Origin of the sequence: Carnobacterium divergens DSM 20623 (assembly GCF_000744255.1) — a bacterium.
Lineage (GTDB): Bacteria > Bacillota > Bacilli > Lactobacillales > Carnobacteriaceae > Carnobacterium > Carnobacterium divergens.
The window spans coordinates 390,225-406,407 of the sequence record NZ_JQLO01000001.1 but is presented as its reverse complement, the minus strand read 5'-3'; the positions used below and the strand labels follow the sequence as shown (position 1 = coordinate 406,407).

12 protein-coding genes are annotated in these 16,183 nt (G+C 33.7%); all 12 read right to left on the bottom strand.

Translation table 11 applies throughout. The features are described from left to right. Positions 1 to 32: 32 nt before the first annotated feature. Positions 33 to 626, bottom strand: coding sequence for a hypothetical protein (locus BR52_RS02035; RefSeq protein ID WP_034568670.1), 594 nt, complete (start codon positions 624 to 626; stop codon positions 33 to 35). A 19-nt stretch (positions 627 to 645) separates the two neighbouring features. Next, entirely contained in the window at positions 646 to 1,869 is a 1,224-nt protein-coding gene (locus tag BR52_RS02030; protein WP_034568668.1) for a hypothetical protein, read from the bottom strand. Continuing rightward, positions 1,870 to 2,349, bottom strand: a complete 480-nt coding sequence (locus BR52_RS02025) for a hypothetical protein (protein WP_034568666.1) — start codon at positions 2,347 to 2,349, stop codon at positions 1,870 to 1,872. It abuts the gene before it with no gap. Positions 2,350 to 2,365: 16 nt separating this feature from the next. Continuing rightward, positions 2,366 to 2,644, bottom strand: a complete 279-nt coding sequence (locus BR52_RS02020; protein ID WP_034568663.1) for a hypothetical protein — start codon at positions 2,642 to 2,644, stop codon at positions 2,366 to 2,368. A 21-nt stretch (positions 2,645 to 2,665) separates the two neighbouring features. After that, the gene (locus BR52_RS02015) at positions 2,666 to 3,175 is read right to left on the bottom strand and encodes a V-type ATP synthase subunit I domain-containing protein (RefSeq protein ID WP_034568661.1); all 510 of its coding nucleotides are present in this window, start codon (positions 3,173 to 3,175) and stop codon (positions 2,666 to 2,668) included. Positions 3,176 to 3,199: 24 nt separating this feature from the next. After that, positions 3,200 to 7,729 carry a type VII secretion protein EssC gene (gene essC, locus BR52_RS02010; RefSeq protein WP_034568659.1) on the bottom strand — a complete coding sequence of 1,510 codons (4,530 nt, stop codon included), beginning with the start codon at positions 7,727 to 7,729 and terminating at the stop codon, positions 3,200 to 3,202. Positions 7,730 to 7,746: 17 nt separating this feature from the next. Further along, positions 7,747 to 8,967 carry a type VII secretion protein EssB gene (essB, locus tag BR52_RS02005; protein ID WP_051915604.1) on the bottom strand — a complete coding sequence of 407 codons (1,221 nt, stop codon included), beginning with the start codon at positions 8,965 to 8,967 and terminating at the stop codon, positions 7,747 to 7,749. Positions 8,968 to 8,985: 18 nt separating this feature from the next. Continuing rightward, positions 8,986 to 9,237: an EsaB/YukD family protein gene (locus BR52_RS02000; protein WP_034568657.1), complete on the bottom strand. Its 252-nt coding sequence runs from the start codon at positions 9,235 to 9,237 to the stop codon at positions 8,986 to 8,988. A gap of 2 nt (positions 9,238 to 9,239) precedes the next feature. Continuing rightward, complete coding sequence (locus tag BR52_RS01995; protein WP_034568655.1) at positions 9,240 to 9,731, bottom strand: hypothetical protein; 492 nt, start codon at positions 9,729 to 9,731, stop codon at positions 9,240 to 9,242. Beyond that, entirely contained in the window at positions 9,732 to 13,028 is a 3,297-nt protein-coding gene (esaA, locus tag BR52_RS01990) for a type VII secretion protein EsaA (protein ID WP_034568653.1), read from the bottom strand. Positions 13,029 to 13,100: 72 nt separating this feature from the next. Further along, entirely contained in the window at positions 13,101 to 13,394 is a 294-nt protein-coding gene (locus BR52_RS01985; RefSeq protein WP_034568651.1) for a WXG100 family type VII secretion target, read from the bottom strand. Positions 13,395 to 13,728: 334 nt separating this feature from the next. After that, positions 13,729 to 16,053, bottom strand: a complete 2,325-nt coding sequence (locus tag BR52_RS01980) for an HAD-IC family P-type ATPase (RefSeq protein WP_034568649.1) — start codon at positions 16,051 to 16,053, stop codon at positions 13,729 to 13,731. Positions 16,054 to 16,183 lie beyond the last annotated feature (130 nt).

The following is a 16,183-nucleotide window of genomic DNA, read 5'->3' as shown; positions in this document are numbered from 1 at the left end:
CAAATTATTTAATTTCCAACCACATTTAAATACTAATTTCTATCTATTTTTACTTCACTTAAATTAATACTAATATCTTCAAGTTTAAGATTATTAAAATATTCTTCAGATTGGTCTACAATGCTTTGAGAATAGGAAATTATAACTCCTTCATTACGTGATAATTTATCCATATCAATATCTTTCATATTTAATGAGTCAGAAAAACTGTATGAATTATCAGTAAAACTAAACGTCATAATTGATTCAAAGTTAGTTATCTCTTTGTCAGTTGTGTTTATTACAAATATATTAAAAGTAATAAATTTACCATTTTGATTGCTAGTAATAGTATAAGTTAATGGTACAACATTTATTTCCATAGATTTATTTATTTTATTTTCAACTTTTTCAAAATTTCTAATTAACAAAGGTTTCATTTCAACCATATTAGTTTTGTCAACTTCATTTTTTTCTTGATTATTATTATAGACTAATCTATAAGTGTTATCAAAAATAATTACTGCTTTTTTTATTTTATTTTCACTACTTTTAGAGGTATTATCAGATTCTATAACTTTATTCGTAGAGTTATAACAACCTGACAGAAATAATAAAGTCACCCCTATTAATAATTTTTTTTTCAAGCTTATTTCCTCCTAGTTACTAATTATTAAAATCAGTATCAATTTTATCAACTTTCCCAATTCCAACTGATATACTAACCAAACCTGGCGTTTTTAATTTAAATCCGTGTGTTGTCAATGATCCTCCCACAGAAGCTGATAAAGCTGTAACACCTAGTTCTGTTTGGTAATAATATAGATCATTTTCATGGAAAACTAGCGTACTATTTGTCTCTATTAAACTAGCATCTAATCCGAAATTTATTCCTTTTTGGTTAATGTTAGCCCCTACATTTGCATTTCCCATTGAAACAGAGTTTCCATCATTATCTTCAACTTTAAAAAGGCTCCCCTTGATGCCACCTTTCGTATTAAGTCCACTATCAAACCCCATTGTTGGTTTATTTCCTTTTACAGAACCAGTACCTTTAGGATTCACATCGGACAAAGGACTAAAATAAGCTCCATCACCTAAATTATCCAAATCAATAATTGTCGCACTCCATTTGTTATCTTTAGATTTTATAACAAATCGCCACTTACCGTCTTTATCCTGCACTAAAAGACCTTGGAAATCAGTTATGGATTTTCCATTCGCTAATTTAAATATACTAGCTAAATAATTATCCGTCAACATTGTATAACGAGCATATTTTAAAAATTCTTCCATATTATCGGTGGCAACAGGCTCTCCATATATTTCTTTGATCATTTTTGCTAACTCAGCATCAGTAAAATATTTATTTCCAATTCTATTTTTCAAACGATTTTGTTTTGCTTCTATTGCTCCTGCAATATCATTAATTCCTGATGTACTTCGAACTTTTGTAAGATTAGCCAATGTACTAGGGTTAGATAAATCTCCACTATTTGAAATAGTTTCATCGTACTCTTTTATAATTTTTTGTATTATTTCTAACTCATTTATTCTTTCAGTAATTTGAACTGTTAAAGCATTATCATTTATTTTAGATGTAGTTACAGTGTTTGTCATAATTCCTTCGATAGTAGCTAAATCTGCATATAATTCTTCTGAAAAAGACTCTCTTGTTGCACAATTTATTTTAGTGTGCAGGTCAGATTCCTTTTTATTAAAACCTAAATAATTACCTTTAGCTATTTTAGTGCTTGATTTAACTTCATCTACTTTATCTAAATTAGTATAAAAATTAGTCATAATAGCTGAAAAATTTTCAATAGCACTTTTTAAATTAAGATGGTCCTTTGACATCTGATCATCCAAAATAATTCTTTTGTCCCCCATTTATTCAGGTCTCCAATCTTCAAAATTAAGTTGCTTTTGCATCAACGTATCAAGTTCTTCAAAAACTTCCGCATTATCAATTAATTTTTTTGAAAAATTATTAAAAAATTGAGCTAATTGATCAATATACAATTCATATTGTTCTAAATATTTTTGATATTCCTTAGCAGATTTCGATTTCCAAATATCTTCTGTAATATTGCCCTTAATTTCGCCTAAAATTTTCTTACCTTCTTTAATTTGATTTGTACCTATTAGAATATTTAAGCAAATATCTTCTTGAATCTTTACTTTATTCATTAAGATTTGTTTACCTGCATTTCTTGTCATCACTTCTGGGCTTTTTATATTAGCTGATGGACCAGATGAATTTTTTTTATCAGGTGGATCAGGCATACCTGGAACATTACTTGATAAGTTATTTTTTGATAAATCGGGTTCTGGACTACCTGGTGCCTGAAAGTAATTTTTCGCTACCATTTTTATATACTCCCTCCTATAGTTCTTTGAAAACTACTTTCGCTACATTGATGTTAGAAATCAATAAATTATTATAACTATCTGATACTGAAATGACATCTGATCTTATAATTTCCATTAATTCATTTATACTATCAGCAGATTTCCCTTTAATTCCTTTATCTTCTACACCTTGTAAAGCTTCATCAATATTTTTTAAACCATTATGAACATACGAAAAAACTTGTTTTAACTTTTCTCTTTGATTCTCCAATTCTTCTAAATCAACCTTAAATTCATAACCCGTACCTTCCATACCTATTTCCCCCCAAACTAATTAATCTGCATACGTTACATCAATTATATAATCTATTTGTAAAATCCTTCCATTTAATTTTGCTATTTTATTTCCTATATTTTCAATTTTCTCATCAAGTTCTGATTTTATTATTTCGTAATTTTCTGAATAGTAATTGAAATATTCTAAGACTGTATTAAGTTTATATTTAATACCACCTTTATATTCTCGTTTTATATCTTTAACATAACCACCAGCGTAATTTGGTTCTATAAATACTTTATTATTGTTTATTTCTGATATTTTTTTTGTTACATTTTCTCCTATTTCATCAAAAAGCACAAAAATATCTGTATTTGCCTGTTCAAGTTTAGCCAATTCTTCTTCTAAACTTGAACGTCTAGTTTCTGCCGTTTCTTTCTCTTTTTTTACTTTAGTACGTTCTTCGTTCCATTTAGAACGTTGTTTAGCATTTCTTTCTTTTTTATCTTTTTCTCTTGATTTTGCTGCTTTTTCTTGTTGTTTTGCCATTCCATATTGATCATACATATTAAATTCTCCTCTGAAATTAAATTAGATAGTTGGCATCTTAAAATGCTCTGCTTGATCATTATTAATTACATAAACTTCATTAGGCAAAGGTTTTAAGGTATTGTAACCAAGATTAGTTGCTTTGAGTATACTTTGATCGCCATACTTCATTAACAAATAGCCACTATTTAAAGCTTTTACAGCTTTACTAAATTCATCATAATTTTGGCCATAGTTTGCTGGCGTTCCTGATATAATAAAGGTAATACCTAGTTCATTCCCTTTTTCAAACACATTCATTATATCTACTATTGCTTCTTTACTTAACTTACTCCCAAACTCACCAATATTAGAAATCATCAATATATGATATGGTAATGCCGCTATCATTTCTTTTCCTTTTTCTAGTCCTTCTTCGGCTAAAATTCGTTTATATTCTTTTTGTCTTAAATTAACTTCATTATTTAAACCTTCAAAAAAGTCTTCAATTTCTTCTTTGTCAGTAATATAACTGCCAACATACTCTTTATTTTCATAAGCAGATAAACTTCCCTGTTCATTATCAAATATATGAATCATATTACCTTGATTTTTAATTTCTATAATATTAGCAATTGTTTTCATTAAGTTAAATTGATCTTGATTATTACTTGAAACAATTATTTTATTTGAGCCAAATCCTTTTTCTAGCGAGTAAGGTGCTAATTCTTCAAATTCTAAACCTATTGGGAATTTAGCTTTATCTTTTAATCTTTCTAAAACAAGTTTACGCTCAATATAATCATTAAAACTAATCACTTCAGGCATTATCGGAATCTCCTCTGGTCTCTCTCCTGTCCAATACGCATCCATCTCTTTGGCTTCTTCTCGAATCGCTTCGATAATATCCAGCGTATCTTCTCCAAGTGTTGGCAATGCCGCTTGGAATAAGGCTGGTTCGTCGAATTTGACTAGCCCTCGACCCGGTAGATCATCTATTGCTAGTTGAGTTCTCCCAACAATATTTTTCGCTTCGTTGTCATCGATGAGTTTCATCGCTAATTGCAACTTGATATTGCTTTGTAAATTCAAGCGCATACTGCTTTGACGTCCTGCAGTAATTAGTAAATGAATGCCAATTCCAGCACCTTCACGGGCGATTTGGGTGAAGATTTTTTCTAAGACATCTTCATATTTCATTCCTTTAAAGCCTTCGAATCCATCCACTAAAATCACGATGCTCGGTTCTTCATTGCCACTAGCTTTTTCATACATTTCCATATTCGCTACGGCGTATTGGCTTAACATCTTCTTACGAAGCTTGATTTCAGCTTCCATCCGACGGATGAATTTCCCAATTTTTTCGTCTTCATCGCTATTCATGGTATCGGCAATATGAGGCAATCCCCGCAATGGCAATAATCCATTTGTGCCAAAGTCCATTAAATAGGCGTGTAAACGAGCGGGATTGTGCTTACGCGCTAAGCCCATTAGAATCATTTGTAGGAAGGTTGATTTTCCATAGCCTGGACTTGAAAAGGCAGCTAAATGACCTTCTTTAGACAAGTTTAATCTAAATGTTTCTTGTGCCTGCATACTTGGAATATCCGCAATTCCGACAACAGGTTCTAACGTTCCTTTTTCCCCTGCCCAGAATTCTTTATAGTCTACGGCATCTAAGTTTGGCAAATACAAACGCTCTTCAAGTGGCGGTAACCACGGTCTTGGCAAGGATTCAATCCCCTCTTCCACCGTTAAGTCGTGGATTCCATCAATTACGGCATCCAACTCCGTTGGGACAGTTTTCATTTCGTCACTGTTTTCCAACCCACTTAAATCCTCACTTAAAATTTCGTATTGTCCTAAATCATTAATCGCGTAAATCGTTAAATCTTCCGCTTGGCTGTCTTCCTTATCTGGATTGTAATCCGCTCCACTCCATGCGCTTTGGAACAATTCGTAAATTTCATTATTTCCGACTTGTAAATACGCACGTCCTGGCAAGGTAATTTCTGCCGCATCAGGAGTTTTAAGCATTTCCATTGAATCGGATTTATCCGCTACTTTAAGCGCTAGCTTAAATTTCGAGTTACTCCAGATTTGTTCATTCACCACACCACTTGGTTTTTGAGTCGCTAAAATCAAATGAATCCCTAAGGAACGTCCGATACGAGCAGTTGAAACCAGCTCCTTCATAAATTCAGGCTGTTCTGATTTTAACTCCGCGAACTCATCACTGATTAAGAATAAATGCGGCATTGGATCACTTACTTCGCCTTCTTTATACAGCTTTTGGTATTGATTGATATGGTTGACGTTATTTTCAGAGAATAATCGTTGACGGCGTTTCAATTCGGCATTGATGGAAATCAAGGCACGCATACTTTGAGCGCCATCTAAGTTGGTGATGCTTCCTAATAAATGTGGCAAGTTCCGGAATAAATTCGCCATTCCCCCACCTTTATAATCGATTAGTAAGAAGGCAACGTCGTATGGATGGAAATTAACCGCTAAACTTAAAATATAACTTTGGATAATCTCCGATTTCCCAGAACCGGTTGTACCGGCAACTAACCCATGTGGTCCATGGGCTTTTTCATGAAGATTTAAATTGACTAAATCTTCCTTCCCTCGTAAGCCTAAGGGAACTGCCAAACTTTTATGAGGCGAGTGGCTAGCCCAACGACTTAAAACATTTAATTCTTCAAAGCGATCTACTTCATACATTTCTAAGAAGGTTACGGCTTCTGGAATACTGTTTTTTAAGTTTTGTAAATGATTTAAGGGAGCGAGTGTGCGAGGAATCTGTTCTTTATCAAAGCATTCTGGGAAATGATCTAGCTTAAATTCCGTATTTTTTAAATCGCCGTTTTCTAAGACCATCACACCAGTATTACGGTCACGGATATCAATCACCGTTTTCACATTTTCAGATAAGCTACTTAGCACGTCTTGAACGAAGATAATGCTACAACCTAGAGCGGTTGGGTCTTCGTTAAAGAACTCCATGATGGTATGGTCTAAAATTAATTTAACATCGGTGATAAGCACCACATAGTGGGGTGTAAAGATCGTACTTTCAGCGTCTCTACCCCCTTCATCTTTTGCGTTTTGACGAGATTTTAAAATTTGCGTTAAGCTGTTTAGGACTTGATCTCGGCTACGTTGATGATACACAAAGCCACGAACATTCATATCCTGTAACGTTGCATGTGGCAACCAACGCATCCAGCTCCATTGCGCTAGCTCTTCTTCTGGAAAAATCGTGATGAATTGTAAATCGTGATAACTATGTGCAAAGGCTAATTGATTCACTAATAATTGCAACTGTTCAATCACTAACGGACGTGGCCCGATATAGCCAATTGGTCCAAGTGTTAGCTCGGTTGTGATGGGAACACCATCCACTCGTTGATGATCTTGATAAAGATTAAAGCCCTCTTTTTCTAAATCGTCTAATTTCTTTTGACCGTCACTTCCTGAATAACTAACCTCCATGCTTGATTTGACCTTACCTAAGCCTAGACGGTAATTTAAAAAGTCAAAATGAAGGGGCGTTTTTTCATAGATGCGGTGGTTGTACTGAGTAATCATCTTAGATAGTGTTTCAACATCTGGATAATGATACAGCTTACCTGTCCGTTGCTCTTGATTAACCTGATGTAGCTCTTTGCTTTTACTCGTTAAGTACTCTTCATAAATCCGAACGCGGTCTTTCATGTCTACCTTGTATTTTTTCCGACTCTTAATATAGCTTGAAATAGAAAAGATAACGGTCATAACTGTGGTTCCAGCTGATACTAATACATACAAACCACGTGGTTGAATAATTGCCATTAAAATGGTCATAGATAACATCACTAATGGTGGCAAAATCGTTTTTAGTAACTGTTCACTTGGTTTAGATGGCGCGGCATCTGGTGTTCCGATTGTAACCTTTTCTTCTGGGTCACGGTAAATGATTCTTGGTGAACGGTGATAGTCTGGGTATTCATCATAAAAATCATAGCTGGATTGCACTAATTGAGGCAAATGAATCGTAAACTTGTCGCCATTGGCAATATGGAGCTCTTCATCATAAAAATAAAGAAAGGCGCCAGCAACATAAATAAAGTCGCCATTTTCTAAGACGGCAGGCTTTAGTTGTTTTTTATTGTTGACATATACTTCCCCATTTAATGGATTAACTTCCCAGCCATAGGGTCCTTTTGTAACTAAAATTTTTTCATGCTGATCCATCGCTAGCTGGACTAGGGCTGTTTTATCGTTACTGATATGCCAATTTGATTTTTTAGTCAGTTGATACGGAATGATAGTTGAATCTGCTATCCAATCAACCGTGATTGTTTTATTATTTAACGACACACTTTGCTTTTTGTTTTTTCCAATTTCAAGGCAGATGTTGGTCTGGGTATTTACTAATTCCCAGCTATTCTTTTCAGCATTAAATGAAAGCGACAATTTTTCGTCGCCTTCATCCTTTACATAGACATCAAAAGCCACTTGATTGCCAATTTGATAGGTTAACTTTTGATCTAATGACAACTGATGGATTTCGTTTTCTGTTTTAATTATTACTTTTTCTTTGCTCACGCTTGGTAGCCCTCCTTTTACTCGTTAGTGGTTTCGGTTCCTAAGTTAGAGCCATCGGAAGTTTGACCTTCTTGCTCACTTTTTTCAAATTTTTCTTTGTATTTATCGTATTGATCTTGGTAGCTTGTTAGCATTTTTTCACGCTTAGTTCCTGAAAGCTTAGGATTGTTTTTAACTTGTTCCATTTTTTGTTGAAGTCCGTAAAGAATCAAGTCTGGATCTTCTAATTTTTTTCCTTGATCTAGCGCTTTGCCAAGATTTCCACGACCATTTTCAATCCAGTAGGTTAAATAGCTATCTGCTGATTTTAAGCTAATGTTTTTCATGATAAAGGCTTTTTGTTTTTCTGTTAAATCTTTTCCTTGAACATATGCGTACGCCAACTCGTATTTTTGAGTCGCATCAATTTTACTGGTTTCAATTGGTTGTAAAATTTGAATGACTTTCTCGTAATCATTTTTTAAAAAGGCTGTGTCTGCTTGTAATAATTTTGTTTGATGAGGCATTGAAAAGCCGACTAAATAAATAAGTGGAATCAACAATAAAAGCATGACAACACTAAACCAGATGGTTAATTGCTTATAGAGCATATAGCGTTTTTTAGAAACAATTCGCATATTTTTCTGATCTGCCGCTAAGGTTGATTGGTATTGATCTTCTAAATACGTTACGATTTCTGCTACAGATTTACTACGGGCAATTGTCTTAATAAAAAGCGTTTCTTTGGCACGTTCTAAATTCCCATTGTAAAGTGACTCAAAGGTTTGCTTTTTAGAAAATAGCGCAATCACAATCGATTTAAACTGTCTTAAAAATCCTTCTTCGGTTAATTCTGCTGGTGGCAACCCGTTTTTCAAGCCACGATAAGCAATCACAGGGAGTAAATTTTGATCAAATAAGACATTTTCTGGGTCTAAGAAAAATGTATATTGACTGCCAATATAGTCCGAAAATGCTGCAAAATTACTAGCAGCTCTAATTTTATCTGCTTGTGATTTTTCAGCCACTTCACTAAATGACAGCATCGTTTTCGCTGGCTGGAACATAAAGTCAAAACTGTCTTCTTCAATCTTGATTTCTACTGGTAAAAATCCCGTTTGGCTTTCTTTTAAAAGGTTAATTTCTTTTTCATTTTTTAAGGTTGCTTCTGATTTTTTAATTTTAACGAACCAATTGGTTGCTTCTTTTTCAATTTCAATTGTTTTATCTTCAAAGGTAATTCTGCTTATTTCCTTCACGTTTTTCCCTCATCTCTCTTAGTAAATAAAAATTTTATCGCCAGTCGTTACTGGAAAATCATGGATGCGTTGATTGTCCGATAAAAGCAAGCCTTTATTTTCTACCTTTAATTGAAAAGTAGTCGCCTTTTGTCTAACAATATGCAATGTTTCATCTAAATCTAAAATGAATTTTTTTACGGTTTGATGTGTTGAAACTCTTAAATCGTATTCTTTTTCTGGATGATCTTGATAACAGATAGTGATATTAATATGATATTTTTGATCCATCATTAAACTCCTTTACGGTAATTAGTTACTGAAACAAAAGCGCCTGCTAAGAGAACACTCAAGCTTCCTCCAGTAATCAATAGCACAGACGAATCCAACTCTTCTGTTTCGTCTGCATTCGTTTTTGCTGCTAATTGAGTATCTGGCTTCACTGTGTCTGTTTCTTCATTTACAGATTTATTAAAATAATCTTTATCTGAATAAAGGACTACTTTCTCTGTTTTTTTGGTAAAGCGTTGTTCTTGCTCCTGTTTTTCTAATTCCTCTTTGGTTTTCACACGTTCTTGATACATTTGATTTTCAATTTCATCAAATAAATCAGCAGCGCTTGTCGTTTCTTGATTTTGATTCGTTGTTGTTTGCTCAATGCGATCTACTTTCATATCTAGTTGATTGTTTTCTAAGCGCGTTTCTTCTGCAAAAACGAGTGGACTAGAAAGAGAAAAGGAACAAAAGAAAACAAGTTGAACGATGAATCCCTTTGGTTTTAACATTTATTCTTCTCCTTCCACTTTGGTTTTCTTTTTGAAATTCGGTAGCCAAACAACTAAATTGAGTAAAATCAACAACGGAATTGCTCCGATTAAATAAAGCAAATAGTGATTGGTTGTTTGAATTTGATTGGATACATTTGATAAGATTGATTCTCCTTGGTATAAGGGAGAAAACGTTCTAATTTTATAGAAAATACTGCTTGAATCGATCGCTCTTCCAACGGCATCCGTCAGTAATAAATAGGCTGTAAATAGCACGAGGTTCATAAACATTCCAAGCATTTTAAACTGTCTTAAAAGATACGACGTTAGCAGAACAAACACAATTTGTAGCAGAATAATATTGGCTAGCCAAGTTAACTGAATGTCTCCATTTAATCCTTGCATTCTAAAGCTTAAGATACCAATTACTAGGCCTTCAATAATCGCTGCCGTAACTCCTAGTAATACCATTGGCAGATTTCGAATAGCCAAGTTGTCTTCTTCTTGGAAACTGTTGACTTTTCTCATTTTCCAAACACTTAAATCAAGCACGTAAGAAGTGAAAATGCTTGTGATAAACAACGCTACAATAATCAAATAAGGGTAATACGTATCCCCACTTGAAATGCGACCATTGTCTTGCTCGCTTACTGGAGCTGAAAGAAAATCAACAAACTGATTATTTAAAACCCCATTTTGTTGTCCGTTTTCTAAGACTTTATTAAAGGTTTTAGAAAAATCTGTATGGTTGTCTGTTTGTTTTTTAAATTGACCCATTAAATCTTTTGTATTAGCGGTTACATTCTCCCCACTTTTTTGAATAGCGACCGTATCCTCATTAAAATCATCAAAGATTTTTTTAATGGAATTTGCAGACTCAATGTTGGATTCAGAAGTTTCTTTTAAACGTTCACTTTCTTGAACCAGCATTTTTAATTCTTCGTGAAGCATTTTAGTTGTTTCATGTTCACTCTCGGTTAAAAGGCTTGTTCTCATTTCGTTGCTTTCAATTGAAGCCATTTCTTTTTGCCATTTACTTAAATTTTCAAGCTGATTGTCAACTTCTTGATTTAAGTTTTTGGTTGTTTCTGTTGTATCAACCATCTTTTGATTCAACTCTTCTAATTGAGCAGCCATCTTCGTTGCGGCTTCTTGATACGTGATAAAATCAGCTAAATAATCGTTATACGTATTCGTAACAGGAACCATCATTAATCTTGTAATAATGCCAAAAACATCCGTATCATTACGTAATTCATTGTAATACCGTGATGCATTTCTTGGCTTTGTAGAGCTTCCATCTTCATTCAAAGTACCGAATAAAACGGACAATTCTTGAACCCCATTTTTATACTCTTGTTGATATTCACCAATCAATTTATGATATGTTTTTAATGTTCGACGATACTCTTTTGTATTGATGGCATTGAAAGGTAAGGTTATTTTTTTCTCAAATGGCTTACCCGGGACAAAGTCATTCGGATTTGTTTCAATTTCCTCTGGCGGCTTTCCACCAATAGGAAGCGGTCCAGTCGTAATTCCTAGATACGGCGTGACTGATAATTGAAGTTTGTCTTTTGGCGCTTCTTCAATTCCAATTTCTTCAGCATTTAAATCCAGCTGATACTCAATTGCCATCGTTAAATGACGGGTTAATTTTCTTGGATTTTTCTTGTCATTTAATATACCGAGTAAATTAATTGCTCCATTTTGAATTTGTTCCTTATCAAGATCAATTTCGTCACCCTTTGAATCAATGATAGATACTTTATTTATCAAAACTCCACTTGGAACGGTCAAACTTAAATCAATATTTTTTTCAAATGAATAATCTACTAATGAAGTTTCTACGATCGTCTTCGTGTAAATGGTTGACTCTTTTTGATTTAATTGTTGTTTTAACCCATCTAATTTAGCTATTTTCTCATTATTTACTGGTTCATAATCATCTGGATTTATTGTTAATATTTCACCTTCGTGAAGATTTAATTTAAAATTATTTGTTCCACGCTCTTTATTGAGGTAGTTATTAATTTTTTCCAATTCTACTTGAATAAAATCTTTCGTTCCACCATCTAAATAAACGCTACTTTCCAGCATTGCTCCATCTAAATAGAGTAAAGTAGCTAGTTTAGAAGATAATGCATTTAAGCGTTCGAATTCTTCTGCTTTGATTGCTGCCAATTTACTTTCTGGCATGCCCTCTTCACCTTGTAGCAAGTTTTCTAACGTTAACTTAGAATCTGCCTCACTAAGTCCATAAATCTCTTTTAAATTTGTTCGAACAATTTCGTCTAACGCTTTTTTATTATCTGCAAGCAACTCATCAATTGCATTTTTTTGCAACTCAACGGTCTTTTCAACTTCTGTAATATAATTTCCAGCATTATCCACTTGATTTAATAAAGAGGTTTCTTCTGTTTTAGTGAATTCATTGCCTATCAATTTATTTTCGGTCACTAAGCGATCATATAATTCCTGTGTTTCCTCGCTTGATAATTGCAAATTGTACTTATTGATCTCTTCGCTAAATGCTTTATAATCTTCTTGGTTTTTCAATTGGGTTTCAATCAACTTTTGTAAGTTATCATCATAGCCCGTTTGACTTTTATTGTAGCCGACAACAGATTCTAAATAGCTAGCTAATAATTTACTATGGTCATCTAACCCTTTAACTGAGGTATCACCTGACTCCTTAAGTCCTTCAAATTGTTTCGTGTAGCCATCTACTGGTTTAAAAACTGAATTGCTGTAAATCCCTACTTTTTCTTTTTGATTTGCAACTACACTTCCAACATTTTTTTGTGCTGTATATAAATTGTCTAAAATTGAAGCAATGTAGACATCCACCAATTCTTTGTTTAATTCAGAAATAGTCGTTTTAGCAACTTTTAAAGCCTCATTTTCAACATCCTTATTTCCATTCGCATTAATTTTATAACTGATTTCGGTTCTTTCTGGCGCAACGGAACTCAGGCTAAACACATTTTCTGAAAAGTTACTAGGAATCACAATCATCAGATTGTATGTATCGTTTGCTAATCCACTCTCTGCAATACTTCTACTTACCAAATACCAGTTTTGTTTCGTATCTTGTTCGACCTTCTTTGTATAATTTTCGCCTAATGAAAACTGCTTTCCTTGAAAATCAGTCCCAGCGTCTTCGTTGACTAATGCAATTGTCATCCGAGAAACTTGATCTTTTTGTTCTTTATTCTCAACTGTCTTAGAAAATAATCCTAAGTATGTAAGGGATCCTCCTAATAAGACAATCAACATAAAAAATACTATTCCAACGGTAATTTTTTTCTTCATGATTTACGCTCCTCATCCAAAAATAAGCGAGAGGGGAAATACCCTCCCGCCTACTTAACGAGTTATTCTTAATTATTGAAAACCAATTTTGCTTGCAATTTCTCTATCTGTTTCTTCAACTGCTGTTGCAACTTCATTCAACTGACGGTTGATATCACGTAACAATTGTGAGAATTCTGTTACTTTTCCTGATAATTCAGTAAATTGTTGGCTGAATTTTTCAGAAGCACTACCACCCCAGTTTTGAGTGATATTTTCTTGTTCGCTTTTTAGGTTGCTTAATAATGAATCAATCTCATCTGAACCTTGTGTGTATTTTTGTGCGGATGTACGTAATTCTTCTGGTGATAATCTGATTTGTGACATTATGTGACTCTCCTTCTATTTATAATTATTCGCAAGCATTCTTTTTAGATTAGCCACGAATACAATAATTATATCTCTTTTAACAAATAATAAAAAGTGTGTTTTTATCACTTTTAAATAAAATAACAAATAAACCTTTATTATAATTAACGAAAAAACAAGAGACAAACTATTAAATCAACATTATAATTCTTTTTAATAAAAATTAAAAATAACAATCTTATTTTTTCTTTTTTTTTATACTTTTATGAAAAACTGATTCATTTAACTGTATTTACAAAAAAAAACGACTTTCTTTGATTATTCATCAAAGAAAGTCGTTTTTTTCTATTTTTTAATGAATTGCTTTTAAAATCAGCTTTCGAATAAAATGATACATCGGAACAACGGTGACAATTAAAGGAACTGCAAAAACTAAAATCTCCTTATTAAAAATACTTACTAACGAGAAGAAATTCCCAAAAAAGAAGAAAATCAGCAAAAAGACTACGATTAAACTACTGATTAAACCAATTACTTTTTTGCTTAACGGATTGGCTACATAGATCAAAGATGTGAAACAAACCATTCCCGTCAATAAGACGCTTAACGTCGAAGTAATTGAATAGTCTAAATGCCAAATAGTTCCCATCACTAAAATCATACAAATATACAGAACAACAAGAATTCCGGCTGTCAATGCCGGCTTCATGACATTTTTAAAGAAGCCTCCTTTAATTTGTGCATAGTTTGGTCGTAGGGCTAAAAAGAACGAGGGAATACCTACTGTTAAAGCATTAATTGGACTCAATTGGATTGGCTGAAACGGATAAGCTTGATTCATAAAAATAAACAACACCGCCAAAATTGCCGAATAAACAGTCTTCGTTAAATAAAGTGACGCTACTCGTTGAATGTTATTTACCACTCGTCTTCCTTCCATTACAACACCAACTAATGAATCAAAATTAGAATCAAGCAATACAAAATCAGAAACACTTTTAGCCGCCGTACTTCCTTCAGCCATCGCAATGCCGCAGTCTGCTGTTTTTAACGCTAAAATATCATTCACACCATCGCCAGTCATGCCAACAGTATGTCCTGCTTTTTGCATCGCTTGAATCAACTCCCTTTTCTGCGTTGGACTCACACGACCAAAAACCCGATACTTGGCTATAATTTCAGTTAAATCTGCTTCTTTGTCTACTTGACTCATATCAATTGCTTGTTTTGCATCCTCTACACCAACTCGTTCTGCTATATGAGCCACTGTTTTAGGATTGTCTCCTGAAATAATACGAATGGCCACTCCTTGTTGGTTAAAATACTTTAAAGTTGCAGGAGCTTCAGCTCGAATCGTATCTTCCATGTAAACAAATCCTAATAAACTTAGCTGCTCTGGTAACTGATGGTTGACAAACCCCATCGAGCTACTGGCAATAGCCAATACTCTTTTGCCCATTTCACTTGCTTGATTTACACTATGCTGGTCTGCTTTTGATAACGTTGAAAATACATACTCCGGGGCACCCATCACATAAGTTTTATTTGTATCAAATGTTGCGCCACTCCACTTACGAGCCGAAGAAAATGGAACACTTTCAATTAATTTCCATTCTTCATTTTTATCAACAGCTTTTTGAAGCGCCATGCTTGTTGGATTGTCATCTTCTAATCCTTTAACCAACGCACCGATAGCCGCTTTTAACTGATCTAATTGAACCCCATTAGCCACGATAAATTCGCTTACTGTCAATTCACCATTTGTTAATGTTCCGGTTTTATCCAAACAAAGTAAATCCACTCTTGCTAACGTTTCAATTGATCCCATTGTTTTCACTAAAACTTTTTTCTTCGTCAGATTGACGATTCCTACCGCTAACGCAATAGAAGTAATTAAGATTAATCCTTCTGGAATCATGCCAATAATAGCAGCCGTTGTTCCTAAGATTGCTTTTGAAATAGCTAACCCGCCTAAATAGCCTGAAAAAAATAACAACAACCCAATGGGTAAAATCGCAAAGGTTAACCCTTTTACAAGACGGTTTAACGTTCGCATCAATTCACTGGTACTATTTTTTTCTTTTTTAGCTTCAATTGAAAGCTGATTTACATAGCTATCCTGTCCTATTTTAAGGGCTTCTACATACCCGTTGCCGCCAGTTACATAACTCCCTGATAAAATTGAATCCCCTACTGTTTTTTTGATAGCATCCGATTCCCCTGTTAACTGTGATTCATCTACTTCAAAACCATTTGTAGCAATTACAATACCATCTACACAAATCTGTTCCCCACGACGAATCATTACCAAATCATTTGTCACAAGCTCCTCTTGCTCAATGTCTACAAAATCGCCCTCTCGAACAACGGTTACTTTTGCTTTATTTAGCAAAGAGAGCTTGTCGATACTGTGCTTAGCTCTGATTTCTTGATAAATACCAATGCTTGTATTTGCAAAAATCACACCTAAAAACAATAAGTTTTTATAGCTACCGGTTGTCAAAATAAGTCCTGCCATTACTAAATTAATGCCATTAAATAAGGTACAGATATTATCAAAGAAAATCTTGCCTACACTTTTGGTTAGAGGTTTTTGCGGCTGATTATTGGCACCCTGCGCTATTTTTTCTTTTACTTCTTTCATTGAAAGTCCTTTTAAATCAGTTTTTAGTTCCACCGTTTCAGCCCCCTCTCTTTTACTATGCTTCGTTTATCTTACACGATAAAAGTTAATAATTTCTAATGTTTGTTCTTTATTTTGAGAATTTTTTTGGATTCTTATATAAAAGATAACTTCATTTATTATA

What these genes read in the sequence shown, in the direction of transcription:
- BR52_RS02030 (WP_034568668.1), bottom strand. Translation starts at nt 1,869, where the DNA reads ATGGGGGACAAAAGAATTATTTTGGATGATCAGATGTCAAAGGACCAT.
- BR52_RS02025 (WP_034568666.1), bottom strand. Translation starts at nt 2,349, where the DNA reads ATGGTAGCGAAAAATTACTTTCAGGCACCAGGTAGTCCAGAACCCGAT.
- BR52_RS02020 (WP_034568663.1), bottom strand. Translation starts at nt 2,644, where the DNA reads ATGGAAGGTACGGGTTATGAATTTAAGGTTGATTTAGAAGAATTGGAG.
- BR52_RS02015 (WP_034568661.1), bottom strand. Translation starts at nt 3,175, where the DNA reads ATGTATGATCAATATGGAATGGCAAAACAACAAGAAAAAGCAGCAAAA.
- BR52_RS02000 (WP_034568657.1), bottom strand. Translation starts at nt 9,237, where the DNA reads ATGGATCAAAAATATCATATTAATATCACTATCTGTTATCAAGATCAT.
- BR52_RS01995 (WP_034568655.1), bottom strand. Translation starts at nt 9,731, where the DNA reads ATGTTAAAACCAAAGGGATTCATCGTTCAACTTGTTTTCTTTTGTTCC.
- esaA (WP_034568653.1), bottom strand. Translation starts at nt 13,028, where the DNA reads ATGAAGAAAAAAATTACCGTTGGAATAGTATTTTTTATGTTGATTGTC.
- BR52_RS01985 (WP_034568651.1), bottom strand. Translation starts at nt 13,394, where the DNA reads ATGTCACAAATCAGATTATCACCAGAAGAATTACGTACATCCGCACAA.